Here is a 22,535-nt window from a genome sequence, read left to right as displayed (position 1 = left end):
CGGGGTATATCGCGACGCTTTGACGCGCATTGCTGACACACTCTTCATGTAAGACAGTAACCCTCTCGTTTGATAGTGTGCATCCATCCAGTATTTGGCCGTATACTCCTACGTTTTCGACGCCCGCCGAGCGAGGCCACCTTGGACAAGATCCTGATACGTGGGGCTCGAACCCACAACCTGAAGAACATCGACCTGACCCTGCCACGGGACAAGCTGATCGTCATCACCGGCCTGTCCGGCTCCGGCAAGTCGTCGCTGGCTTTCGACACCCTGTACGCCGAAGGCCAGCGCCGCTACGTCGAATCGCTGTCGGCTTATGCCCGGCAGTTCCTGTCGATGATGGAAAAGCCTGACGTCGATACCATCGAAGGCCTGTCGCCGGCGATCTCCATCGAACAGAAGTCCACCTCGCACAACCCGCGTTCGACGGTCGGCACCATTACCGAAATCTACGACTACCTGCGCCTGCTGTATGCTCGCGTGGGCATTCCCCGTTGCCCGGACCACGACATTCCGCTGGAAGCGCAGACCGTCAGCCAGATGGTCGACCTGGTCCTCGCCGAACCGGAGGGCAGCAAACTGATGCTGTTGGCCCCGGTCATCCGCGAGCGCAAGGGCGAGCACCTGTCGGTTTTCGAAGAACTGCGCGCCCAAGGGTTCGTCCGTGCCCGGATCAACGGAAAGCTCTATGAGCTGGACGAAGCACCCAAGCTCGACAAGCAGAAAAAACACACCATTGATGTCGTGGTCGACCGCTTCAAGGTTCGCGCCGATCTGCAACAACGCCTGGCCGAATCCTTCGAAACCGCGCTGAAACTGGCGGACGGCATCGCCCTGGTAGCGCCGATGGACGACGAGCCGGGTGAGGAGATGATCTTCTCCGCACGCTTCGCCTGCCCGATCTGCGGCCATGCCATCAGCGAGCTGGAACCCAAGCTGTTCTCCTTCAACAACCCGGCCGGCGCCTGCCCGACCTGTGATGGTCTGGGGGTAAAGCAGTTCTTCGACATCAAGCGCCTGGTCAACGGCGAACTGACCCTGGCCGAAGGGGCGATTCGTGGCTGGGATCGGCGTAACGTCTATTACTTCCAGATGCTCGGCTCGCTGGCCGCGCACTACAAGTTCAGCCTGGAAGTGCCGTTCAACGAACTGCCCGCCGACCAGCAGAAATTCATCCTGCACGGCAGCGGTTCGCAAAACGTTGACTTCAAATACCTGAACGACCGTGGCGACATCGTCAAACGCTCGCACCCGTTCGAAGGCATCGTGCCGAACCTGGAGCGCCGTTACCGCGAAACCGAATCGGCATCGGTGCGCGAAGAACTGGCCAAGTTCCTCAGTACCCAGTCATGCCCGGATTGCCGTGGCACCCGTCTGCGCCGTGAAGCGCGGCACGTGTGGGTCGGCGAGAAAACCCTGCCGGCGGTGACCAACCTGCCGATCGGCGATGCGTCCGACTATTTTGGCGGGCTCAAGCTCACCGGTCGTCGTGGCGAAATTGCCGACAAGATCCTCAAGGAAATCCGCGAACGCCTGCAATTTCTGGTCAACGTCGGCCTCGACTATCTGTCGCTGGACCGCAGTGCCGACACCTTGTCCGGCGGCGAGGCCCAGCGCATTCGGCTGGCCAGCCAGATTGGCGCCGGCCTGGTGGGTGTCCTGTACATCCTCGACGAACCTTCCATCGGCCTGCATCAGCGCGATAACGACCGGCTGCTGGGCACCCTCAAGCACCTGCGCGATATCGGCAACACGGTGATCGTGGTCGAGCACGACGAAGACGCGATCCGCCTGGCCGACTACGTGGTGGACATCGGCCCGGGCGCCGGCGTGCACGGCGGGCATATCGTCGCCGAAGGCACACCGGCCGAGGTCATGGCGCACCCGGACTCGCTGACGGGCAAATACCTGTCGGGCCGGGTGAAAATCGAAGTCCCGGCCAAACGTACGCCGCGCAACAAGAAGCTGACGCTGGCGCTCAAGGGCGCGCGCGGCAACAACCTGCGCAATGTCGACCTGGAGATTCCGATCGGCCTGCTGACCTGCGTCACCGGCGTGTCCGGCTCGGGTAAATCGACGCTGATCAACAACACGCTGTTCCCGTTGAGCGCCACCGCGCTGAATGGCGCAACGACGCTTGAGGCGGCCGCCCACGACAGCATCAAGGGCCTGGAGCACCTGGACAAGGTCGTCGACATCGACCAGAGCCCGATCGGCCGTACGCCACGCTCCAACCCGGCGACCTATACCGGACTGTTCACGCCGATCCGCGAGTTGTTCGCCGGCGTGCCGGAGTCCCGCTCCCGGGGCTATGGCCCGGGGCGCTTCTCCTTCAACGTCAAGGGCGGGCGTTGCGAAGCCTGCCAGGGCGACGGCCTGATCAAGGTCGAGATGCACTTCCTGCCGGACATCTACGTGCCGTGCGACGTGTGCAAGAGCAAGCGCTACAACCGTGAAACCCTGGAGATCAAGTACAAGGGCAAGAGCATCCACGAAACCCTCGAGATGACCATCGAGGAAGCGCGGGTGTTCTTCGATGCGGTGCCGGCCCTGGCGCGCAAGCTGCAAACGTTGATGGACGTCGGCCTGTCGTACATCAAGCTGGGGCAATCGGCGACCACGCTCTCCGGAGGTGAAGCGCAGCGGGTGAAACTGTCCCGCGAATTGTCCAAGCGTGATACCGGCAAGACCTTGTACATCCTCGATGAACCGACCACCGGGCTGCACTTCGCGGATATCCAGCAACTGCTCGACGTGCTGCATCGCCTGCGCGACCACGGCAACACCGTGGTGGTCATCGAGCACAACCTGGACGTGATCAAGACCGCCGACTGGCTGGTGGACCTCGGGCCGGAGGGTGGTTCCAAGGGCGGTCAGATCATCGCCGTCGGTACACCGGAGGAAGTGTCAGAGATGAAGCAATCCCATACTGGCTACTACCTCAAGCCGCTGCTGGAGCGGGACCGGGCTTAACCAGGCGCCATGAAAAAGCCCCTGTCACTTCATCGGTGGCAGGGGCTTTTTTGTATTCGCTGAATCAGGCGTGGGATTGCAGGTAGTTCTCAAGCCCGATCAATTTGATCAGACCCAGCTGCTTTTCGAGCCAGTAGGTATGATCTTCTTCGGTGTCATGCAATTGAACCCGCAGCATTTCGCGGCTGACGTAGTCCTTGTGCTGCTCGCAGAGCTTGATGCCCTTGCACAGCGCAGCCCGCACCTTGTATTCCAGGCGCAAATCCGCTTCGAGCATCTCGGTCACCGTGGTGCCGACATCGAGATCGTCCGGGCGCATGCGCGGAGTACCTTCGAGCATCAAGATCCGGCGCATCAAGGCATCAGCGTGCCCTGCTTCTTCTTCCATCTCGTGGTTGATTCGTTCGTAGAGCTTGGTGAAACCCCAGTCCTCATACATTCGCGAATGAACGAAATATTGATCACGCGCGGCCAATTCGCCGGTCAGCAACGTGTTGAGGTAATCGATCACATCTGGGTGGCCTTGCATCGCCCTACATCTCCCTGCTTGAAAGTTATAGTTTGAACCAACATGCCCTTATCGTCACTCGCAAGACGCAATAAAAGCGAAGATATTCTGAGAAAACCAGCTGAAATAACGCAAAAACCGCCCAAACAAGGGCGGTTCTGCTTCTCATTTAGACTTCGTTAAGCTGTACGTTGAGCAGCTTTGCGATTGCTTCTCCATACGCCGGGTCAGCCTTGTAGAAATGTTGCAGCTGGCGATCAACCACATCACTCGACACCCCCGCCATCGCAGCGGCGATGTTGCTGACCAGCAGCGATTTCTGCTGTTCAGACATCAAGCGGAACAACGCGCCGGCGTGACTGTAGTAATCAGTATCTTCGCGGTGGTCGTAACGATCGGCGGCACCACTGAGCGCCAACGCGGGCTCTGCGTAACGAGGTGCCTGCTTCGGCGACTCGACATAGCTGTTCGGCTCGTAGTTCGGCGCCGCACCGCCATTGCTGCCAAAGGCCATCGAGCCATCGCGCTGATAGGTGTTGACCGGACTGCGCGGAGCGTTGACTGGCAACTGTTGGTGGTTGGTGCCGACACGGTAGCGGTGAGCATCCGCGTAGGCGAATACCCGCCCCTGCAGCATGCGATCCGGTGACAGACCAACGCCGGGTACCATATTGCTGGGGCCGAACGCCGCCTGCTCGACTTCCGCGAAGTAGTTCTGCGGGTTGCGATTGAGCTCCAGTTCTCCCACTTCAATCAGTGGAAACTCTTTCTGCGACCAGGTTTTGGTCACATCAAACGGATTCTCGTAGTGCGCCGCCGCCTGAGCCTCGCTCATGATCTGAATGCACACGCGCCATTTCGGGAAATCACCCTGCTCGATGGCGTTGAACAAATCGCGCTGGGCGTAATCCGGATCAGTACCCGCCAGACGCGCAGCCTCCGCTGGAGCAAGGTTCTTGATCCCCTGCCGGGTCTTGTAGTGCCACTTCACCCAGTGGCGCTCGCCTTGAGCATTGATGAGGCTGTAAGTGTGGCTGCCGAATCCGTGCATGTGACGGTATCCGTCAGGGATACCCCGGTCGGAGAACAGGATGGTGACCTGGTGCAACGCCTCGGGCGAATGCGACCAGAAGTCCCACATCGCCTGGGCACTCTTCAGGTTGCTTTGCGGCAAACGCTTCTGGGTGTGGATAAAGTCCGGAAACTTCAGTGGATCGCGAATGAAGAACACGGGAGTGTTGTTGCCGACGATGTCCCAGTTGCCTTCCTCGGTGTAAAACTTCAAGGCAAAGCCGCGCGGATCACGCTCGGTATCGGCCGAACCACGCTCACCGCCCACGGTGGAAAAACGCAGGAAAGTCGGGGTTTGCTTACCGACTGCCTCAAACAGCTTCGCGCTGGTGTATTGAGTGATATCGCGCGTCACGGTGAACGTACCGTAGGCACCCGAGCCTTTGGCGTGCACACGGCGCTCAGGGATGTTTTCACGGTTGAAGTGGGCAAGCTTCTCGATCAGATGAAAGTCGTCGAGCAGCAGCGGGCCGCGAGGGCCGGCGGAACGGGAATTCTGGTTATCAGCAACAGGAGCGCCACTGGCGGTGGTAAGCGTTTTGTTTTGGCTCATGCGATCTTCCTTCTTCTGTCGGTCTTGAACTGCCGGCTATCGGCTGAGAAGGAGTATTGATCATCAACATGACAGCTACAAATTCATTAACTTGCAGACATCGATAGTTAAAAACTAATGATCATCCCCATCACATAATGACGATGTGGACGAAGGGGACGCTTGTACAAACGGCGCGTTTCTTACAGGCACAAAAAACCGGGCACTAGGCCCGGTTCCTTGTTTCAGACTGACGTCTTACTCGGCGGATACAGCTTCGCCAGCAGTAGCACGATCAACCAACTCGACGTACGCCATAGGCGCGTTGTCGCCAGCGCGGAAACCGCACTTGAGGATGCGCAGGTAGCCACCCTCACGGGTAGCGTAACGCTTGCCCAGGTCGTTGAAGAGCTTACCAACGATAGCTTTCGAACGAGTACGGTCGAAAGCCAGACGACGGTTAGCAACGCTGTCTGTCTTGGCCAGAGTGATCAGCGGCTCGGCAACGCGGCGCAGTTCTTTGGCTTTTGGCAGAGTAGTTTTGATCAGCTCGTGCTCGAACAGCGACACCGCCATGTTTTGGAACATGGCCTTGCGGTGCGAGCTGGTGCGGCTCAGGTGACGACCACTTTTACGATGACGCATGGTTCATTCCTTACCAAACACTACGTTCGGTGATTACGACGATCAGGCAGTCGCCTTGTCGTCCTTCTTAAGACTTGCAGGCGGCCAGTTGTCGAGGCGCATGCCGAGGGACAGACCGCGGGAGGCCAGAACGTCCTTGATTTCAGTCAAGGATTTCTTGCCCAGGTTCGGAGTCTTCAACAATTCCACTTCGGTACGCTGAATCAGGTCACCGATGTAGTAAATGTTTTCCGCCTTAAGGCAGTTAGCCGAACGTACAGTCAGTTCCAGATCGTCAACCGGGCGAAGCAGGATCGGATCGATCTCGTCTTCCTGCTCGACAACCACTGGCTCACTGTCACCCTTGAGGTCGACGAACGCAGCCAACTGCTGTTGCAGGATGGTTGCAGCGCGGCGAATAGCCTCTTCAGGATCCAGAGTACCGTTGGTTTCCAGATCAATAACCAGCTTGTCCAGGTTAGTACGCTGCTCGACACGGGCGTTTTCCACCACGTATGCGATACGGCGAACCGGGCTGAACGAAGAGTCAAGCTGCAAGCGACCGATGCTGCGGCTTTCGTCTTCATCGCTCTGACGCGAGTCTGCCGGTTCATAACCACGACCACGAGCTACTACGAGCTTCATGTTCAGGGCGCCGTTAGACGCCAGGTTAGCGATTACGTGATCGGGATTAACGATCTCGACATCATGATCCAGCTGAATATCGGCAGCGGTAACCACCCCCGAACCCTTCTTCGACAAGGTCAGCGTAACTTCGTCACGACCGTGCAGCTTGATAGCCAGACCTTTAAGGTTCAACAGGATTTCAATGACGTCTTCCTGTACACCTTCGATGGCGCTGTACTCGTGGAGCACACCGTCAATCTCGGCCTCGACTACTGCACAGCCGGGCATTGAGGACAACAGGATGCGGCGCAGCGCGTTGCCCAGGGTATGGCCGAAACCACGCTCGAGAGGCTCGAGAGTGATCTTGGCGCGGGTTGGACTGACAACCTGCACATCAATGTGGCGGGGTGTCAGGAACTCATTTACCGAAATCTGCATGGATGCACCTATTTTCTAGCCCTTACTTGGAGTAGAGCTCGACAATCAGGCTTTCGTTGATGTCGGCGGACAGATCACTGCGAGCTGGAACGTTCTTGAAAACGCCCGACTTCTTCTCAGTGTCTACTTCTACCCATTCTACGCGGCCACGTTGGGCACACAGATCGAGAGCTTGGACAATGCGAAGTTGATTTTTTGCTTTCTCGCGAACAGCAACCACGTCACCAGCACGAACCTGGTAGGACGGAACGTTAACGGTCTGACCGTTTACGCTGATCGACTTGTGCGATACCAGCTGACGGGATTCGGCACGAGTCGAACCAAAGCCCATACGGTATACAACGTTGTCCAGACGGCATTCGAGCAGTTGCAGCAGGTTCTCACCGGTTGCACCTTTCTTGCCAGCAGCTTCTTTGTAGTAGCCGCTGAATTGACGCTCGAGAACGCCGTAGATACGACGGACCTTCTGCTTTTCACGCAGTTGGGTGCCGTAGTCGGACTGGCGACCGCGGCGTTGGCCGTGGATACCAGGTGCTGCTTCAATGTTGCACTTCGATTCGATCGCGCGCACGCCGCTCTTCAGGAAGAGATCGGTGCCTTCGCGACGAGCGAGTTTGCATTTTGGACCAATGTAACGAGCCATTCTTTACAATCTCCTGGATTACACGCGGCGCTTCTTCGGCGGACGGCACCCGTTGTGCGGGATTGGCGTCACGTCGGTGATGCTGGCGATCTTGTAGCCACAGCCGTTCAAAGCGCGGACTGCGGATTCACGACCTGGACCTGGACCTTTGACGTTGACGTCGAGGTTTTTCAGGCCGTATTCCAGCGCAGCTTGACCAGCACGTTCAGCAGCTACCTGAGCAGCAAACGGGGTGGACTTGCGGGAACCGCGGAAACCCGAACCACCGGAGGTAGCCCAGGAAAGAGCGTTACCTTGACGGTCGGTGATGGTCACGATGGTGTTGTTAAAAGATGCATGGATGTGGGCGATGCCATCAACCACTGTCTTTTTAACTTTTTTACGAGGACGAGCAGCAGGTTTTGCCATGATTAAATTCCTGTCGATTCGCTGGGGCGATTACTTGCGGATCGGCTTACGCGGACCTTTACGGGTACGCGCGTTGGTCTTGGTACGCTGACCGCGCACTGGAAGACCGCGACGATGACGCAGACCGCGATAGCAACCGAGGTCCATCAAGCGCTTGATTTTCATGTTGATTTCGCGACGCAGGTCACCTTCAGTGGTGAACTTCGCCACTTCGCCACGCAGCTGTTCAATCTGCTCGTCGCTCAGATCTTTGATCTTTGCTGCTGGGTTTACCCCAGTCTCTGCACAAATTTTCTGTGCAGTAGTGCGACCAACACCATAGATGTAGGTCAGCGAGATAACAGTATGCTTGTTATCTGGAATGTTAACGCCTGCAATACGGGCCATTCAGTGGGACTCCAATTGACAGCTACCTACGCCCCGGAAGCCAAGAAATAGGGCGCGAGATAATATCGCTGTAATAACAAATAATCAACCCGGCAGCGCACTAGCTGCCGGGCTTGAAGCACAATCACACTCAGCCTTGGCGCTGTTTGTGACGCGGTTCCGCGCTGCAAATTACTCGAACAACACCTTCGCGGCGAATAATCTTGCAGTTACGGCACAGCTTTTTCACCGATGCACGAACTTTCATCACCAACTCCTCGAACCTTATGGGTCAGCGCAGCATGCCGCTGCCGTAACCCTTCAGGTTGGCTTTCTTCATCAGGGATTCGTACTGGTGCGAAACGAGGTGCGATTGTACTTGGGACATGAAGTCCATCACAACCACGACGACGATCAGCAACGAGGTCCCGCCAAGGTAGAACGGTACGTTGGCTGCAACCACCAGGAACTGGGGCAACAGGCAGACGGCCGTCATGTAAAGAGCACCGAACATGGTCAAGCGAGTCAGAACGCCATCAATGTAGCGCGCAGACTGCTCACCTGGACGGATGCCCGGAATAAAGGCACCGGACTTCTTCAGGTTTTCCGCTACGTCTTTCGGATTGAACATCAACGCCGTATAGAAGAAGCAGAAGAAAATAATCCCTGCACTAAACAGCAGAATATTCAACGGCTGACCAGGAGCGATCGACTGCGAGATGTCCTGCAACCAGCCCATACCTTCAGACTGACCGAACCAGGCACCCAACGAAGCCGGGAACAGCAAAATGCTGCTCGCGAAAATAGCCGGAATAACACCGGCCATGTTCACCTTCAGCGGCAAGTGGCTGGTCTGCGCAGCGAAGACCTTGCGGCCCTGCTGACGCTTGGCGTAGTGAACAGCAATACGACGCTGACCACGCTCAATGAACACCACGAAACCGATAATCGCTACTGCCAGCAAACCGATGGCAACCAGGGCGAAGATGTTGATATCACCCTGACGTGCAGACTCGAAAGACTGCCCGATCGCTCTCGGAAGACCGGCGACGATACCCGAAAAAATCAACATCGAGATACCGTTGCCAACACCACGCTCAGTAATCTGCTCACCCAGCCACATCATGAACATCGCACCAGCCACAAACGTGGATACCGCGACGAAATGGAAGCCAAAGTCACCAGTGAACGCAACGCCCTGCCCCGCCAGACCAATGGACATGCCAATGGCCTGGACGAGAGCGAGGACGACAGTGCCGTAGCGGGTGTACTGGCTGATCTTGCGACGGCCAGCTTCACCTTCCTTCTTCAACTGCTCCAGCTGCGGGCTGACGGCGGTCATCAGTTGCATGATGATCGATGCCGAGATGTACGGCATGATCCCCAGTGCAAAGATGCTCATCCGTTCCAGCGCGCCGCCGGAAAACATGTTGAACAAGCTAAGAATGGTCCCCTCATTCTGTCGAAACAGGTCCGCGAGTCGGTCCGGGTTGATACCTGGAACCGGGATGTGTGCGCCTATTCGGTAGACGATAATCGCCAGGAACAGAAAACGCAGACGAGCCCAGAGTTCAGACATACCGCCTTTGCCGAGCGCAGAGAGAGCACCTTGCTTAGCCATTTATTCCTCGAACTTGCCGCCAGCTGCTTCGATAGCCGCACGCGCACCTTTGGTGGCGCCGATTCCCTTGCCGATAGTGACAGCGCGAGTCACTTCACCGGACAGCATGATTTTCACACGCTGTACGTTGACGTTGATCACGTTGGCATCTTTCAGGGACTGCACGGTGACGATGTCGCCTTCCACTTTGGCCAGCTCGGACAGACGCACTTCTGCGCGGTCCATGGCTTTCAGGGAAACGAAACCGAACTTCGGCAGGCGACGATGCAGCGGCTGTTGACCGCCTTCAAAGCCTGGAGCAATGGTGCCACCGGAGCGAGAGGTCTGACCTTTGTGACCACGGCCACCAGTCTTACCCAAACCGCTACCGATACCACGGCCCGGACGATGCTTTTCGCGACGGGAACCCGGCGCTGGACTCAGATCATTGAGTTTCATCGATTAACCCTCGACACGCAGCATGTAGTAAGCCTTGTTGATCATCCCGCGATTCTCGGGAGTATCCTGGACTTCTACAGTGTGACCGATGCGACGCAGACCCAGACCCTTAACACACAGTTTGTGGTTAGGGATGCGGCCGGTCATGCTTTTGATCAGCGTAACTTTAACGGTAGCCATGATCAGAAGATCTCCTTGACGCTTTTGCCACGCTTGGCGGCAATGGATTCAGGAGACTGCATTGCTTTCAAACCTTTGAAAGTGGCGTGAACCACGTTTACCGGGTTAGTCGAGCCGTAGCACTTGGCCAGAACGTTCTGAACACCAGCAACTTCGAGGACAGCACGCATAGCGCCGCCAGCGATGATACCGGTACCTTCAGAAGCAGGCTGCATGTACACCTTCGAAGCGCCGTGAGCGGACTTCATGGCGTACTGCAGGGTGGTGCCGTTCAGATCAACCTGGATCATGTTGCGGCGAGCAGCTTCCATTGCCTTCTGGATCGCAGCAGGCACTTCACGCGACTTGCCACGGCCGAAGCCAACACGGCCCTTACCATCACCAACCACGGTCAACGCGGTGAAAGTGAAGATACGGCCGCCTTTAACGGTTTTGGCTACGCGGTTAACTTGAACCAGCTTCTCGATGTAGCCTTCGTCGCGCTTTTGGTCGTTATTTGACATAACTTAGAACTCCAGCCCAGCTTCACGAGCAGCATCAGCCAGCGCTTTAACGCGGCCGTGGTACTTGAAGCCAGAGCGGTCGAAAGCCACCTGCGAGACGCCAGCGGCCTTAGCACGCGTAGCGACCAGCTGGCCAACCTTAGTGGCCGCGTCGATGTTGCCGGTGGCACCATCACGCAGTTCTTTATCCAAAGTCGAGGCGCTTGCCAGGACTTTGTTGCCGTCGGCCGAAATGACCTGGGCGTAGATGTGCTGCGAAGAGCGGAACACGCAGAGACGCACGACTTCGAGTTCGTGCATTTTCAGGCGTGCTTTGCGAGCGCGACGCAGTCGAGTAACTTTTTTGTCGGTCATTTGCTATGCCCTACTTCTTCTTGGCTTCTTTACGACGGACGACTTCGTCCGCGTAGCGCACACCTTTGCCTTTGTACGGCTCTGGTGGACGGAAGTCGCGGATCTCGGCGGCCACTTGACCTACCAGCTGCTTGTCGATGCCCTTGATCAGGATATCGGTCTGGCTAGGAGTCTCAGCGGTGATGCCTTCCGGCAGTTCGTAATCCACTGGGTGCGAGAAGCCAAGAGCCAGGTTCAGCACTGTGCCTTTTGCTTGCGCTTTGTAACCAACACCGACCAGCTGGAGCTTGCGCTCAAAGCCTTGGCTTACGCCTTGGACCATGTTGTTTACCAACGCACGAGTGGTACCAGCCATTGCGCGAGTCTGTTGATCGCCATTGCGAGCAGCGAAACGCAGCTCACCAGCTTCTTCAACGATCTCAACGGACGAATGGATGTTCAGTTCGAGAGTGCCCTTGGCACCCTTCACCGAAAGCTGTTGGCCTGCGAATTTTACTTCGACACCGGCTGGCAGCTTAACGGGGTTCTTAGCGACGCGAGACATGCTTATCCCCCCTTAGAACACAGTGCAAAGAACTTCGCCGCCGACACCGGCAGCGCGCGCAGCACGATCAGTCATCACACCCTTGTTGGTGGAGACGATAGACACACCGAGACCGCCACGAACTTTTGGCAGATCATCGACGGACTTGTACTGACGCAGGCCTGGACGGCTAACGCGCTTCACTTCTTCGATAACCGGACGGCCTTCGAAGTACTTCAGCTCGATGGACAGCAGTGGTTTGATTTCGCTGCTGATCTGATAACCCGCAATGTAACCTTCGTCCTTCAGGACTTTGGCAACAGCTACCTTCAACGTGGAAGATGGCATGCTTACGACGGACTTTTCAGCCATCTGGGCATTACGGATACGAGTTAGCATGTCCGCTAACGGGTCCTGCATACTCATGGGCTAGACGCTCCTAATACAAAAAAATTAGCCTTGCGGCTATTACGTGTCGCCGAGAATCTCCGAGCATGAAAAACACGGGCTCAGGCGAGCCGGGTATTCTAGACACACCCCAGAAATGAATCAAGCCCCAAAAGGGGCTTGATCCAGATTCAAGGCCACCGGTGGTCAGGATCTTGCGATCCTGGACACCGAGACTTTGACAGTACTTACCAGCTGGCTTTAACCAGACCCGGTACGTCACCACGCATGGCAGCTTCACGCAGTTTGTTACGGCCGAGGCCGAACTTGCGGTAAACGCCGTGTGGACGACCGGTCAGGCGGCAGCGGTTACGCATGCGCGAAGCGCTTGCGTCACGTGGCTGCTTCTGCAGGGCTACTGTAGCTTCCCAACGCGCTTCTGGACTTGCGTTCAGATCAACGATGATAGCTTTCAGTGCTGCACGCTTCTTGGCGTACTTGGCAACCGTGAGCTGACGCTTCAGCTCGCGGTTTTTCATGCTCATCTTGGCCATGGTCCTACTCCAATCAGTTGCGGAACGGGAATTTGAACGCACGCAGCAGAGCGCGGCCTTCATCATCGTTCTTGGCAGTGGTGGTCAGGGTGATGTCCAGACCGCGGAGAGCATCGATCTTGTCGTAGTCGATTTCCGGGAAGATGATCTGCTCTTTCACGCCCATGCTGTAGTTGCCACGACCATCGAAGGACTTGGCATTCAGGCCGCGGAAGTCGCGAACCCGAGGCAGGGAGATCGACAGCAGACGATCCAGGAACTCGTACATACGCTCACGGCGCAGGGTCACTTTGACGCCGATCGGCCAACCTTCACGGACTTTAAAGCCTGCGATGGATTTGCGAGCGTAGGTCACAACGACTTTCTGGCCGGTGATCTTTTCCAGGTCAGCAACAGCGTGCTCGATGACTTTTTTGTCGCCGATCGCTTCGCCCAGACCCATGTTCAGGGTGATTTTGGTAACGCGCGGAACTTCCATCACGTTCGAAAGCTTAAGTTCTTCCTTAAGTTTCGGAGCAATTTCCTTCCGGTAAATCTCTTTTAGTCGTGCCATGGTCTCATCTACCTAGCAGTGTTCAAGCATCAACCGCTTTTTGGGTCGACTTGAAGACACGAATTTTCTTGCCGTCTTCTACTTTGAAACCAACGCGGTCAGCCTTGTTGGTTTCGCTGTTGAAAATGGCGACGTTAGAAGCATCCAGTGGAGCTTCTTTCTCGACGATACCGCCCTGCACGCCCGACATCGGGTTAGGCTTGGTATGACGCTTGACCAGGTTCAGACCACCAATAACCAAACGGTTGTTAGCGAGAACCTTAAGCACCTTACCGCGCTTACCTTTGTCTTTGCCGGCGATCACGATGATCTCGTCGTCACGACGAATCTTTTGCATGTCGGATCTCCTTACAGCACTTCTGGGGCGAGCGAGACGATCTTCATGAACTTCTCAGTACGAAGTTCACGGGTCACTGGCCCAAAGATACGGGTGCCGATCGGCTCTTGCTTGTTGTTCAACAGAACAGCAGCGTTGCCATCAAAGCGGATAATGGAGCCATCAGCACGACGTACGCCGTGACGAGTGCGGACTACAACGGCAGTCATCACTTGGCCTTTTTTCACTTTACCGCGAGGAATTGCTTCCTTGACGGTAACTTTGATGATGTCACCGATACCAGCGTAACGACGATGGGAGCCACCCAGCACCTTGATGCACATAACGCGGCGAGCGCCGCTGTTATCGGCCACATCGAGCATGGATTGAGTCTGAATCATATAATTTCTCCGACCCCTAGTCCTTAGACTTCCACAGCGCGTTCGAGAACATCAACCAGCGCCCAAGACTTGGTCTTGGCCAAAGGACGAGTTTCACGAATAGTGACTTTGTCGCCGATGTGGCACTGATTGGTTTCGTCGTGCGCGTGCAGCTTAGTCGAACGCTTAACGTATTTACCGTAGATCGGGTGCTTAACGCGACGCTCGATCAGAACGGTGATGGTTTTGTCCATCTTGTCGCTGACAACACGGCCAGTCAGCGTACGGACAGTTTTTTCGGCTTCAGCCATGATTACTTACCTGCCTGCTGGTTGAGCACAGTCTTCACGCGAGCGATGTCACGCTTAACTTGCGAGAGCAGATGAGACTGCCCCAACTGGCCAGTTGCTTTCTGCATACGCAGATTGAACTGGTCGCGCAGCAGGCCGAGCAGTTGCTCGTTCAGCTGCTGTGCGGATTTTTCACGAAGTTCATTCGCTTTCATCACATCACCGTCCGTTTAACAAAGGAGGTGGCGAGCGGCAGCTTTGCAGCAGCCAGGGCGAAAGCCTCACGCGCCAGCTCTTCAGAAACACCCTCGATTTCATACAGGACTTTGCCTGGCTGAATCTGGGCAACCCAGTACTCCACGTTACCCTTACCTTTACCCATACGAACCTCGAGAGGTTTTTTGGAGATCGGCTTGTCCGGGAATACACGGATCCAGATCTTGCCGCCACGTTTTACGTGACGGGTCAGAGCACGACGCGCTGACTCGATCTGACGAGCGGTGAGACGACCACGAGCAACAGACTTCAGCGCGAACTCGCCGAAGCTGACTTTGCTACCGCGCAATGCCAGGCCACGGTTGTGACCAGTCATTTGCTTGCGGAACTTCGTACGCTTTGGTTGCAACATTTGGCGTACCCCTTACTTAGCAGCTTTTTTACGAGGCGCTGGTGCTTGTGGTTTCAGTTCTTCTTGGCGACCACCAATTACTTCGCCTTTGAAGATCCAAACCTTTACACCGATCACACCGTAAGTGGTGTGAGCTTCGTAGTTGGCATAGTCGATGTCGGCACGCAGGGTGTGCAATGGCACACGACCTTCGCGATACCATTCAGTACGTGCGATTTCAGCACCGCCGAGACGACCGCTCACTTGGATTTTGATGCCTTTGGCACCAATGCGCATGGCGTTCTGTACGGCGCGCTTCATAGCACGACGGAACATTACGCGACGCTCCAGCTGCTGAGCTACGCTCTGCGCAACCAGCATACCGTCGAGCTCCGGCTTGCGGATCTCTTCGATATTGATGTGCACAGGCACACCCATTTGCTTGGTCAGGTCCTGACGCAGTTTCTCAACATCTTCACCTTTCTTCCCGATAACGATACCTGGACGAGCGGTGTGGATGGTGATGCGTGCAGTTTGGGCCGGACGATGGATATCGATACGGCTTACGGACGCGCTTTTTAGTTTGTCTTGGAGGTACTCACGCACATTCAGATCTGCGAGCAAATAGTCCGCATAAGTCCGACCGTCTGCGTACCAGACGGAGGTGTGCTCCTTGACGATTCCCAGGCGAATGCCAATGGGATGTACTTTCTGACCCATCTCTTCGACTCCGTTACTTGTCAGCAACCTTGACAGTGATATGGCAAGACCGCTTGACGATGCGATCAGCACGGCCTTTGGCACGTGGCATGATGCGCTTCAGCGAACGCCCTTCGTTGACGAAAACGGTGCTGACCTTCAGGTCATCAACGTCTGCGCCTTCGTTATGCTCGGCGTTGGCTACGGCCGACTCCAGCACTTTCTTCATGATCTCGGCGGCTTTCTTACTGCTGAAAGCCAACAGGTTGAGCGCTTCGCCCACCTTCTTCCCGCGGATCTGGTCGGCGACCAAGCGGGCTTTCTGGGCGGAGATTCGAGCGCCCGACAACTTAGCGGCTACTTCCATTTCCTAACCCCTTAACGCTTGGCTTTCTTGTCTGCCACGTGCCCGCGATAAGTGCGGGTACCGGCGAACTCGCCCAGTTTGTGGCCGACCATGTCTTCGTTCACGAGAACTGGGACGTGCTGACGACCGTTGTGTACTGCGATGGTCAGACCGACCATTTGTGGCAGGATCATCGAACGACGCGACCAGGTTTTCACCGGTTTGCGATCGTTCTTTTCCGCCGCCACTTCGATCTTCTTCAGTAGGTGAAGATCGATAAAAGGACCTTTTTTCAGAGAACGTGGCACTGTCGTATCCCTCTATTTACTTGCGACGACGGACGATCATTTTGTCGGTACGCTTATTACCACGAGTCTTCGCGCCCTTAGTCGGGAAGCCCCATGGCGATACCGGATGACGACCACCAGAGGTACGACCTTCACCACCACCATGTGGGTGGTCAACCGGGTTCATGGCAACACCACGAACGGTTGGGCGAACGCCACGCCAGCGTTTGGCACCAGCTTTACCCAGCGAACGCAGGCTGTGCTCGGAGTTCGAGACTTCGCCCAGGGTCGCACGGCATTCAGCCAGGACTTTACGCATTTCACCGGAACGCAGACGCAGGGTAACGTACACGCCTTCACGAGCGATCAGCTGAGCCGAAGCACCAGCGGAACGAGCGATCTGTGCGCCTTTACCTGGTTTCAGTTCGATGCCGTGTACGGTAGAACCGACTGGAATGTTGCGCAGTTGCAGAGCGTTGCCTGGCTTGATTGGAGCCAGAGCGCCCGCGATCAGCGTGTCGCCAGCACTCACGCCTTTAGGGGCGATGATGTAGCGGCGCTCGCCGTCTGCGTAGCAGAGCAGTGCGATGTGAGCAGTACGGTTTGGATCGTATTCGATACGCTCGACAGTGGCGACGATGCCATCTTTGTCGTTGCGACGGAAATCGACCATACGGTAATGCTGCTTATGACCACCACCGATGTGACGAGTGGTAATACGGCCATTGTTGTTACGACCACCAGTCTTCGATTTCTTCTCGAGCAGCGGTGCGTGAGGAGCGCCTTTATGCAGCTCCTGGTTGACCACCTTGACCACAAAACGGCGGCCAGGGGAAGTCGGTTTGCATTTAACGATTGCCATGATGCACCCCTTCCTTACTCAGCACTGCTGCTGAAATCGAGATCTTGGCCTGGCTGAAGGGAGATAACTGCCTTCTTCCAGTCATTACGCTTGCCCAGACCGCGAGCAGTGCGCTTGCTCTTACCCAGAACATTCAGGGTAGTTACACGCTCTACTTTCACGCTGAACAGGCTTTCGACGGCCTTCTTGATTTCCAGCTTGGTTGCGTCAGTAGCAACCTTGAAAACGAACTGGCCTTTCTTGTCTGCCAGAACCGTAGCCTTCTCGGAAACGTGCGGGCCAAGCAGAACTTTAAATACGCGTTCCTGGTTCATCCCAGCAGCTCCTCGAATTTCTTCACGGCCGACACGGTGATCAACACCTTGTCGTATGCGATCAGACTAACTGGATCGGAACCTTGCACGTCACGTACATCTACGTGTGGCAGGTTACGAGCAGCCAGGTACAGGTTCTGATCAACAGCGTCCGACACGATCAGAACGTCGGTCAGGCTCATGTTGTTCAGCTTGCCCAGCAGGTCTTTGGTTTTCGGCGTTTCAACGGCGAAATCCTGAACCACGACCAGACGATCAGTACGCACCAGCTCAGCAAGGATGGAACGCATTGCTGCGCGATACATCTTCTTGTTCAGCTTCTGGGAGTGATCCTGAGGACGAGCTGCGAAAGTGGTACCGCCGCCACGCCAGATTGGGCTACGGATAGTACCGGCACGAGCACGGCCAGTACCTTTCTGACGCCATGGGCGCTTGCCGCCACCACGAACGTCGGAACGGGTCTTTTGCTGCTTGGAACCCTGACGGCCGCCGGCCATGTAGGCCACGACTGCTTGGTGAACCAGCGTCTCGTTGAATTCGCCGCCAAATGTCAGTTCGGAAACTTCGATCGCTTGAGCGTCATTTACATTTAATTGCATGTCAGCTTCCCCTTAACCGCGAGCCTTGGCTGCTGGACGTACAACCAAGTTGCCGCCAGTAGCGCCAGGAACAGCGCCCTTGACCAACAACAGATTGCGTTCAGCGTCCACGCGCACTACTTCGAGGGACTGCACGGTCACGCGCTCAGCGCCCATATGACCGGACATTTTTTTGCCCTTGAATACACGACCAGGAGTCTGGCACTGGCCGATAGAGCCTGGAACGCGGTGGGATACGGAGTTACCGTGGGTGTTATCTTGCCCGCGGAAATTCCAACGCTTGATCGTACCCTGGAAGCCTTTACCCTTGGACTGACCGGTTACATCAACCAGTTGACCAGCGGCGAAGATTTCAGCATTGATCAGATCGCCGGCCTGGTACTCGCCTTCTTCAAGGCGGAATTCCATTACGGTACGACCAGCGGCAACGTTCGCCTTAGCGAAGTGGCCAGCCTGAGCTGCTGTTACACGCGAAGCACGACGCTCGCCGACAGTGACTTGCACTGCACGATAGCCATCGGTCTCTTCAGTTTTGAACTGGGTGACGCGATTCGGCTCGATCTCAATGACCGTGACCGGAATGGAGACACCTTCTTCGGTGAAAATACGGGTCATACCGCATTTACGACCGACTACACCAATAGTCATGTTGTAAACCTCATGAGTGTACGGGGCTTTCACCCGCTATGGCCGCCCATTTCAGAGCGTTACACGACTAAGACCGAGTCTTAGCCGAGGCTGATCTGCACTTCCACACCGGCCGCAAGATCAAGCTTCATAAGAGCATCAACGGTTTTATCCGTTGGCTGGACGATGTCCAGAACGCGCTTATGAGTACGGATCTCGTACTGGTCACGCGCGTCTTTGTTGACGTGCGGGGAGACCAGAACGGTGAACCGCTCTTTACGGGTAGGCAGTGGAATTGGACCACGCACTTGAGCACCAGTACGTTTCGCGGTTTCCACGATTTCCTGGGTTGATTGGTCGATCAGGCGATGGTCGAAAGCCTTCAACCTGATACGGATTTGCTGATTTTGCATTGGATTTCAGACTCCGGCTGCTATTCCCACCGGGCGCAATACGCCCGTTAAAAGGAGGCGCAATTCTATAGACGCCCCAGATAGGTGTCAACCCAATAAAAAAGCCCCCGCTGAGCGGGGGCTTTTCAAAGCATCGAAGCTATCTCAAAAGAGATGCTTACTCGATGATTTTGGCTACGACGCCAGCGCCGACGGTACGACCGCCTTCACGGATAGCGAAACGCAGACCGTCTTCCATCGCGATGGTTTTGATCAGGGTAACAGTCATCTGAATGTTGTCACCTGGCATTACCATTTCAACGCCTTCTGGCAGCTCGCAGTTACCAGTCACGTCAGTAGTACGGAAGTAGAACTGTGGACGGTAGCCTTTGAAGAACGGAGTGTGACGACCGCCTTCTTCCTTGCTCAGAACGTAAACTTCTGCGGTGAACTTGGTGTGCGGCTTAACCGAACCCGGCTTAACCAGAACCTGACCACGCTCAACGTCGTCACGCTTGGTGCCACGCAGCAGAACGCCGCAGTTCTCGCCAGCACGACCTTCGTCGAGCAGCTTACGGAACATTTCAACACCGGTGCAGGTGGTGACAGTGGTGTCACGCAGACCAACGATTTCCAGTGGATCCTGTACGCGAACGATACCGCGCTCGATACGACCAGTCACAACAGTACCGCGACCGGAGATCGAGAATACGTCTTCGATTGGCATCAGGAACGGCTTGTCGATAGCACGCTCTGGCTCTGGGATGTAGGTGTCCAGAGTTTCTACCAGTTTCTTGACGGCAGTGGTGCCCATCTCGTTGTCATCTTTGCCTTCCAGCGCCATACGGGCCGAACCAATGATGATTGGAGTGTCGTCGCCTGGGAAGTCGTAAGTGCTCAGCAGATCGCGCACTTCCATCTCTACCAGTTCCAGCAGCTCAGCGTCGTCTACCAGGTCAGCCTTGTTCAGGAAAACCACGATGTACGGAACGCCTACCTGACGAGACAGCAGGATGTGCTCACGGGTTTGTGGCATCGGACCATCAGCGGCCGAGCAAACCAGGATCGCGCCGTCCATCTGGGCAGCACCGGTGATCATGTTCTTCACGTAGTCAGCGTGACCTGGGCAGTCAACGTGAGCGTAGTGACGAATGTTCGAGTTGTACTCGACGTGCGCGGTGTTGATGGTGATACCACGAGCTTTTTCTTCTGGCGCGCTGTCGATCTTGTCAAATTCAACGATTGCGGAACCGAAAACTTCGGAGCAAACGCGAGTCAGAGCTGCGGTCAGAGTGGTTTTACCGTGGTCAACGTGACCGATGGTGCCAACGTTGACGTGCGGTAGGGAACGATCAAATTTTTCTTTAGCCACGACAATTAACTCCTTGCCTAAAGGACTGAATCAGCCTTGTTTTTTGGTAACGGTTTCGACGATGTGCGACGGAGCCGTATTGTATTTTTTGAATTCCATAGAGTAGCTTGCGCGACCCTGGGACATCGAACGAACGTCGGTCGCATAACCGAACATCTCGCCCAACGGAACTTCAGCACGGATCACCTTACCGGAAACCGTGTCTTCCATACCCAGAATCATGCCGCGACGACGATTGAGGTCGCCCATCACGTCACCCATATAGTCTTCAGGCGTAACAACCTCTACCGCCATGATCGGCTCGAGCAACTCACCACCGCCCTTCTGGGCCAGTTGCTTGGTCGCCATGGAAGCAGCCACCTTAAACGCCATCTCGTTGGAGTCGACGTCGTGGTAAGAACCATCAAACACGGTAGCCTTCAGGCCGATCAGCGGATAGCCGGCAACTACGCCGTTCTTCATCTGCTCTTCGATACCCTTCTGGATAGCCGGGATGTATTCCTTAGGAACCACACCACCCACTACTTCGTTCACGAATTGCAGACCTTCCTGACCTTCGTCAGCAGGAGCAAAACGGATCCAGCAATGGCCGAACTGGCCACGACCACCGGATTGACGAACGAACTTGCCTTCGATTTCGCAGTTCTTCGTGATGCGTTCACGATAGGAAACCTGAGGCTTACCGATGTTGGCTTCGACGTTGAACTCACGGCGCATCCGGTCAACCAGGATGTCCAGGTGCAGCTCGCCCATGCCAGAGATGATCGTTTGACCAGTCTCTTCATCAGTCTTGACGCGGAAAGACGGGTCTTCCTGAGCAAGCTTGCCCAGAGCGATACCCATTTTTTCCTGGTCATCCTTGGTCTTAGGCTCAACGGCAACCGAAATAACCGGCTCCGGGAAGTCCATGCGAACCAGGATGATTGGCTTGTCAGCGTTGCACAAGGTTTCACCAGTGGTGACGTCCTTCATGCCGATCAGGGCCGCGATGTCGCCAGCGCGTACTTCCTTGATCTCTTCACGGGCGTTTGCGTGCATCTGCACCATACGACCCACGCGCTCTTTCTTGCCTTTGACCGAGTTGATCACGCCGTCGCCGGAGGCCAACACGCCCGAGTAAACGCGGACGAAGGTCAAGGTACCCACGAATGGGTCGGTAGCGATCTTGAACGCCAGAGCCGAGAACGGCTCGTTGTCGTCTGCATGACGCTCCATCTGCTTTTCCTCGTCATCCGGGTCAGTACCCTTGATGGCAGGAATGTCAGTTGGTGCAGGCAGGTAGTCGATAACGGCGTCGAGAACCAGGGGAACGCCCTTGTTCTTGAAGGAAGAACCGCAAACAGCCAGAACGATCTCACCAGCGATAGTACGCTGACGCAGAGCACCCTTGATTTCCTCGATGGAGAGCTCTTCCCCTTCGAGGTACTTGTTCATCAGCTCTTCGCTAGCTTCGGCCGCAGCCTCAACCATGTTGTTGCGCCACTCTTCAGCCAGCTCCTGCAGTTCAGCAGGGATGGCTTCACGACGAGGAGTCATACCCTTGTCGGCATCGTTCCAGTAAACGGCTTCCATGGTCATCAGATCGATCTGACCCTGGAAGTTGTCTTCGGAACCGATAGCCAGCTGGATAGGCACCGGAGTGTGACCCAGACGCTGCTTGATCTGAGCGATCACGCGCAGGAAGTTCGCACCGGCACGGTCCATCTTGTTCACGTAAACGATACGTGGAACGCCGTACTTGTTGGCTTGACGCCATACGGTTTCGGACTGAGGCTCAACGCCGGAGGTGCCGCAGAACACAACGACCGCGCCGTCGAGTACACGCAGGGAACGTTCAACCTCAATGGTGAAGTCTACGTGGCCCGGGGTATCGATGACGTTGAAGCGGTATTGATCTTTGTGCTGCTTGGCCGAACCCTGCCAGAAGGCGGTAATGGCAGCAGAAGTAATGGTAATACCACGCTCCTGCTCCTGAACCATCCAGTCAGTGGTCGCAGCGCCGTCATGCACTTCGCCCATCTTGTGGCTTTTGCCAGTGTAAAAAAGGACGCGCTCGGTGGTGGTGGTTTTACCAGCATCCACGTGAGCAACGATACCGATGTTACGGTAGCGATTAATCGGTGTAGTACGAGCCATAA

At 55.9% G+C, this 22,535-nt stretch carries 33 protein-coding genes; 1 reads left to right on the top strand and 32 read right to left on the bottom strand.

The window, feature by feature from the left end:
* The first annotated feature begins 141 nt into the window (after positions 1–141).
* A complete protein-coding gene (gene uvrA / locus KW846_RS27690; protein WP_218486197.1) occupies positions 142–2,976 on the top strand; it encodes an excinuclease ABC subunit UvrA in 2,835 nt (944 codons plus the stop codon).
* Positions 2,977–3,040: 64 nt separating this feature from the next.
* Here uvrA and bfr read toward each other — a convergent pair whose 3' ends face one another.
* The 32 genes from bfr to fusA all read right to left on the bottom strand — a co-directional run bounded on the left by bfr (position 3,041) and on the right by fusA (position 22,533).
* Positions 3,041–3,505, bottom strand: coding sequence for a bacterioferritin (gene bfr, locus KW846_RS27685; protein WP_007970123.1), 465 nt, complete (start codon positions 3,503–3,505; stop codon positions 3,041–3,043).
* Positions 3,506–3,653: 148 nt separating this feature from the next.
* The gene (locus tag KW846_RS27680) at positions 3,654–5,108 is read right to left on the bottom strand and encodes a catalase (RefSeq protein ID WP_218486196.1); all 1,455 of its coding nucleotides are present in this window, start codon (positions 5,106–5,108) and stop codon (positions 3,654–3,656) included.
* Between the two features lie 237 nt (positions 5,109–5,345).
* Positions 5,346–5,732 (bottom strand): 50S ribosomal protein L17, encoded by a 387-nt coding sequence (rplQ, locus tag KW846_RS27675; protein WP_007970429.1) that lies wholly within the window; start codon positions 5,730–5,732, stop codon positions 5,346–5,348.
* Positions 5,733–5,774: 42 nt separating this feature from the next.
* A complete protein-coding gene (gene rpoA / locus KW846_RS27670) occupies positions 5,775–6,776 on the bottom strand; it encodes a DNA-directed RNA polymerase subunit alpha (protein ID WP_007970428.1) in 1,002 nt (333 codons plus the stop codon).
* Positions 6,777–6,798: 22 nt separating this feature from the next.
* The gene (rpsD, locus tag KW846_RS27665; RefSeq protein ID WP_003176404.1) at positions 6,799–7,419 is read right to left on the bottom strand and encodes a 30S ribosomal protein S4; all 621 of its coding nucleotides are present in this window, start codon (positions 7,417–7,419) and stop codon (positions 6,799–6,801) included.
* Positions 7,420–7,437: 18 nt separating this feature from the next.
* On the bottom strand, positions 7,438–7,827 hold the full coding sequence (gene rpsK, locus KW846_RS27660) for a 30S ribosomal protein S11 (protein ID WP_002555466.1): 390 nt from the start codon (positions 7,825–7,827) through the stop codon (positions 7,438–7,440).
* Between the two features lie 30 nt (positions 7,828–7,857).
* Positions 7,858–8,214 carry a 30S ribosomal protein S13 gene (gene rpsM, locus KW846_RS27655; protein ID WP_009045849.1) on the bottom strand — a complete coding sequence of 119 codons (357 nt, stop codon included), beginning with the start codon at positions 8,212–8,214 and terminating at the stop codon, positions 7,858–7,860.
* A 130-nt stretch (positions 8,215–8,344) separates the two neighbouring features.
* Positions 8,345–8,461, bottom strand: a complete 117-nt coding sequence (gene rpmJ / locus KW846_RS27650; protein ID WP_002555468.1) for a 50S ribosomal protein L36 — start codon at positions 8,459–8,461, stop codon at positions 8,345–8,347.
* Between the two features lie 24 nt (positions 8,462–8,485).
* Complete coding sequence (gene secY, locus KW846_RS27645; RefSeq protein WP_003228718.1) at positions 8,486–9,814, bottom strand: preprotein translocase subunit SecY; 1,329 nt, start codon at positions 9,812–9,814, stop codon at positions 8,486–8,488.
* Positions 9,815–10,252: a 50S ribosomal protein L15 gene (gene rplO, locus KW846_RS27640; protein WP_003228720.1), complete on the bottom strand. Its 438-nt coding sequence runs from the start codon at positions 10,250–10,252 to the stop codon at positions 9,815–9,817.
* A gap of 3 nt (positions 10,253–10,255) precedes the next feature.
* Complete coding sequence (gene rpmD / locus KW846_RS27635) at positions 10,256–10,432, bottom strand: 50S ribosomal protein L30 (protein ID WP_003176408.1); 177 nt, start codon at positions 10,430–10,432, stop codon at positions 10,256–10,258.
* A 2-nt stretch (positions 10,433–10,434) separates the two neighbouring features.
* A complete protein-coding gene (gene rpsE / locus KW846_RS27630) occupies positions 10,435–10,935 on the bottom strand; it encodes a 30S ribosomal protein S5 (protein WP_003186035.1) in 501 nt (166 codons plus the stop codon).
* A gap of 3 nt (positions 10,936–10,938) precedes the next feature.
* Positions 10,939–11,289 (bottom strand): 50S ribosomal protein L18, encoded by a 351-nt coding sequence (rplR, locus tag KW846_RS27625; protein ID WP_003186037.1) that lies wholly within the window; start codon positions 11,287–11,289, stop codon positions 10,939–10,941.
* A gap of 10 nt (positions 11,290–11,299) precedes the next feature.
* Positions 11,300–11,833 (bottom strand): 50S ribosomal protein L6, encoded by a 534-nt coding sequence (rplF, locus tag KW846_RS27620; protein WP_003176412.1) that lies wholly within the window; start codon positions 11,831–11,833, stop codon positions 11,300–11,302.
* A 12-nt stretch (positions 11,834–11,845) separates the two neighbouring features.
* Positions 11,846–12,238, bottom strand: a complete 393-nt coding sequence (gene rpsH / locus KW846_RS27615; protein WP_003186040.1) for a 30S ribosomal protein S8 — start codon at positions 12,236–12,238, stop codon at positions 11,846–11,848.
* 209 nt (positions 12,239–12,447) lie between these two features.
* Positions 12,448–12,753, bottom strand: coding sequence for a 30S ribosomal protein S14 (gene rpsN / locus KW846_RS27610; RefSeq protein WP_003176414.1), 306 nt, complete (start codon positions 12,751–12,753; stop codon positions 12,448–12,450).
* 13 nt (positions 12,754–12,766) lie between these two features.
* Positions 12,767–13,306, bottom strand: a complete 540-nt coding sequence (gene rplE / locus KW846_RS27605; protein WP_003210069.1) for a 50S ribosomal protein L5 — start codon at positions 13,304–13,306, stop codon at positions 12,767–12,769.
* A 22-nt stretch (positions 13,307–13,328) separates the two neighbouring features.
* Positions 13,329–13,643, bottom strand: coding sequence for a 50S ribosomal protein L24 (gene rplX, locus KW846_RS27600; protein WP_095059509.1), 315 nt, complete (start codon positions 13,641–13,643; stop codon positions 13,329–13,331).
* Positions 13,644–13,654: 11 nt separating this feature from the next.
* Positions 13,655–14,023, bottom strand: coding sequence for a 50S ribosomal protein L14 (gene rplN, locus KW846_RS27595; RefSeq protein WP_002555479.1), 369 nt, complete (start codon positions 14,021–14,023; stop codon positions 13,655–13,657).
* A gap of 23 nt (positions 14,024–14,046) precedes the next feature.
* A complete protein-coding gene (gene rpsQ, locus KW846_RS27590) occupies positions 14,047–14,313 on the bottom strand; it encodes a 30S ribosomal protein S17 (RefSeq protein ID WP_003176419.1) in 267 nt (88 codons plus the stop codon).
* 2 nt (positions 14,314–14,315) lie between these two features.
* The gene (gene rpmC, locus KW846_RS27585; RefSeq protein ID WP_002555481.1) at positions 14,316–14,507 is read right to left on the bottom strand and encodes a 50S ribosomal protein L29; all 192 of its coding nucleotides are present in this window, start codon (positions 14,505–14,507) and stop codon (positions 14,316–14,318) included.
* Entirely contained in the window at positions 14,507–14,920 is a 414-nt protein-coding gene (gene rplP, locus KW846_RS27580; protein WP_003228729.1) for a 50S ribosomal protein L16, read from the bottom strand. Before rplP ends, rpmC begins: the two co-directional genes overlap by 1 nt.
* 12 nt (positions 14,921–14,932) lie before the next feature.
* Complete coding sequence (gene rpsC, locus KW846_RS27575; RefSeq protein ID WP_007970424.1) at positions 14,933–15,619, bottom strand: 30S ribosomal protein S3; 687 nt, start codon at positions 15,617–15,619, stop codon at positions 14,933–14,935.
* 13 nt (positions 15,620–15,632) lie between these two features.
* Entirely contained in the window at positions 15,633–15,965 is a 333-nt protein-coding gene (rplV, locus tag KW846_RS27570) for a 50S ribosomal protein L22 (RefSeq protein ID WP_003103908.1), read from the bottom strand.
* An 11-nt stretch (positions 15,966–15,976) separates the two neighbouring features.
* Positions 15,977–16,252, bottom strand: a complete 276-nt coding sequence (gene rpsS, locus KW846_RS27565; protein ID WP_002555486.1) for a 30S ribosomal protein S19 — start codon at positions 16,250–16,252, stop codon at positions 15,977–15,979.
* A gap of 16 nt (positions 16,253–16,268) precedes the next feature.
* Entirely contained in the window at positions 16,269–17,093 is an 825-nt protein-coding gene (rplB, locus tag KW846_RS27560) for a 50S ribosomal protein L2 (RefSeq protein ID WP_008018194.1), read from the bottom strand.
* 14 nt (positions 17,094–17,107) lie between these two features.
* Positions 17,108–17,407: a 50S ribosomal protein L23 gene (gene rplW / locus KW846_RS27555; RefSeq protein ID WP_002555488.1), complete on the bottom strand. Its 300-nt coding sequence runs from the start codon at positions 17,405–17,407 to the stop codon at positions 17,108–17,110.
* Complete coding sequence (rplD, locus tag KW846_RS27550; RefSeq protein ID WP_003228735.1) at positions 17,404–18,006, bottom strand: 50S ribosomal protein L4; 603 nt, start codon at positions 18,004–18,006, stop codon at positions 17,404–17,406. The genes rplW and rplD overlap by 4 nt, the downstream gene beginning before the upstream one ends.
* Positions 18,007–18,018: 12 nt before the next feature.
* Positions 18,019–18,654, bottom strand: coding sequence for a 50S ribosomal protein L3 (rplC, locus tag KW846_RS27545; RefSeq protein ID WP_003186059.1), 636 nt, complete (start codon positions 18,652–18,654; stop codon positions 18,019–18,021).
* Positions 18,655–18,734: 80 nt separating this feature from the next.
* Positions 18,735–19,046: a 30S ribosomal protein S10 gene (gene rpsJ / locus KW846_RS27540; protein ID WP_003186070.1), complete on the bottom strand. Its 312-nt coding sequence runs from the start codon at positions 19,044–19,046 to the stop codon at positions 18,735–18,737.
* A gap of 157 nt (positions 19,047–19,203) precedes the next feature.
* Entirely contained in the window at positions 19,204–20,397 is a 1,194-nt protein-coding gene (gene tuf, locus KW846_RS27535) for an elongation factor Tu (RefSeq protein ID WP_007970421.1), read from the bottom strand.
* 30 nt (positions 20,398–20,427) lie between these two features.
* Positions 20,428–22,533, bottom strand: a complete 2,106-nt coding sequence (fusA, locus tag KW846_RS27530; protein ID WP_057400627.1) for an elongation factor G — start codon at positions 22,531–22,533, stop codon at positions 20,428–20,430.
* Positions 22,534–22,535 lie beyond the last annotated feature (2 nt).

The sequence above is a fragment of the Pseudomonas sp. PDM32 genome, assembly GCF_019219225.1.
GTDB classification, from domain to species: Bacteria; Pseudomonadota; Gammaproteobacteria; order Pseudomonadales; family Pseudomonadaceae; genus Aquipseudomonas; species Aquipseudomonas laurylsulfatiphila.
The sequence above is the reverse complement of the archived record's forward strand: the minus strand, read 5'-3'. Positions and strand labels throughout refer to the sequence as shown.